At 65.4% G+C, this 1,072-nt stretch carries 1 protein-coding gene; it reads right to left on the reverse strand.

The window, feature by feature from the left end:
* Nucleotides 1–9: 9 nt before the first annotated feature.
* Nucleotides 10–981, reverse strand: a complete 972-nt coding sequence (locus tag FK219_RS13295) for an IS481 family transposase (RefSeq protein WP_152584345.1) — start codon at nt 979–981, stop codon at nt 10–12.
* Nucleotides 982–1,072: the final 91 nt, after the last annotated feature.

Below are 1,072 nucleotides of genomic sequence, written 5' to 3' on the forward strand. Positions count from 1 at the left end.
TGTACTCGGTCATGACGTTGGTGACACTCGGGTGATCGGGGGTTTGCCTCCGCAGGCGGTGTGGGCTCGAGTGTAGTTGTAGTGCTCCAGCCAGGGCTCCAGGGCGTCGTGGCGGGCCTGGTTCGAGGTGAAGGGGTGCCGGTATGCCCAGCTCTCTTGCATGGTCCGGTTGAAGCGCTCGGCCTTGCCGTTCTGCCACGGGCAGTGCGGTTTGGTCAGCACGTGGCGTGCGCCAAGCACCGTCAGAACGTCTTGGAAATCGCGGGAGCGGCGGTAGTTCCACGCGTTGTCGGTCATCACTCGGCGGATGGTGATGCCGTGGGCGGCGAAGAACTCGGCTGCGGCTTTCAGGAACGCCGCGCAGGTGGCGCCGGTCTCATCGGGCAGGATCTGCGCGAACGCCAGCCGGGAGTGGTCATCGACGGCGACGTGGACGTAGTCGAACCCGAGGCGGCGTTGCCGCCGACCGTGATGATCGATCGTGTCGGGCCCCTCGATGCGCCACCCGCCGCCGAAGGGGATACGGCCCAGCTTCTTCACATCGATATGGATCAGGTCCCCAGGCTTGTCGTGTTCGTAACGGTGCGAGCTGCGGCGGGATGCTCGGATCTGCACCCCGGTGACGGGGTCGAGCTCAAACAGTTTCGGCAGACCGGCGCGGGCGACGATGCGGGAGGCGGTGGAGGCACTCACCCCGCAGGTGACAGCCAGATCGGTCGGCCCCACGCGTTGCGCTACGCGCACCGCTATCACCGCTGCCGCCTGCGAAACCGGTGTTCTGGTCGGCGACCGTCGCGGCCGTGAAGACCTGTCGTTCAGGCCTGCGAGGCCCTCGGACCGGTATCGAGTAACCCAACGGTGAGCGCACTGCCGGGACACGCCCAGCTCTTTAGCGACATGCGCCACGGGGCGTCCGTCGAGCACGCGTTGAGCGAGAAGGTGACGACCACGAGGAGTGAGCCGCGCATTACGGTGGGTCATAGAGAAGGCCTCCACTTCGGTGACGTTGAACACCACCAATGTTGGAGGCCTTCTCCGTACAGAAGTGTCACCAACCTGCTGACCGAGTACA

Origin of the sequence: Microcella pacifica (genome assembly GCF_009371975.2) — a bacterium.
GTDB lineage: Bacteria > Actinomycetota > Actinomycetes > Actinomycetales > Microbacteriaceae > Microcella > Microcella pacifica.